The following is a 524-nucleotide window of genomic DNA, read 5'->3' as shown; positions in this document are numbered from 1 at the left end:
CGCCGGGCACACAGCCAGATGCCCAGTCCATCATGTACCAACACTTTCATACGATGACCACGTTTATTACAGAACAGGTAAGCACAATGCGGTTTGATGTAGCCAAAGGCTCTCACCACCTGAGCCATGGTCGTATCCATACCTGCACGCATGTCCATGGGCTGAGTAGACAACCAGATTTCATCAATGCGGATCATGTTGCAAGTGCCTTGAGTAATTCTGCCAAGGCAGGTATTTCTGATGTCTGCCATTTTAGCTGAATATCATTATTCGTATGAGGCACGGTGATACACAACGTGATCCTCTCATCAATAGGTTGGCTGATTGCAGCAGTGTAAGGCAAAGCAATAAATGCTGGATTCACATGAGTAGGATCCTGCACGGCACCCTCATGATGGCTGAAGATCCTGATCCAACGACTGACAAGGTTGGCATTAATACTATGTTGCAGTGCGACCGAAGCGATCGAGGTATTAGGATTTTTGCAGGCATTGACAATACTGAGTTTGAATTCTTTGCTGTAT

Annotated in this window: 2 protein-coding genes; both read right to left on the bottom strand. The window is 46.4% G+C overall.

Annotated elements, in window-relative coordinates:
* The coding region (gene tnpB, locus HHA41_RS13055; RefSeq protein WP_168461969.1) for an IS66 family insertion sequence element accessory protein TnpB at nt 1–197 on the bottom strand (197 nt) is incomplete at its 3' end.
* Nucleotides 194–524, bottom strand: a 331-nt coding sequence (locus HHA41_RS13050) for a transposase (RefSeq protein WP_171525318.1), incomplete at its 5' end; no start/stop codon positions are given. The genes tnpB and HHA41_RS13050, both read right to left, overlap by 4 nt.

The sequence above is a fragment of the Acinetobacter sp. A1 genome, assembly GCF_012371315.1.
Lineage (GTDB): Bacteria > Pseudomonadota > Gammaproteobacteria > Pseudomonadales > Moraxellaceae > Acinetobacter.
The sequence above is the reverse complement of the archived record's forward strand: the minus strand, read 5'-3'. Positions and strand labels throughout refer to the sequence as shown.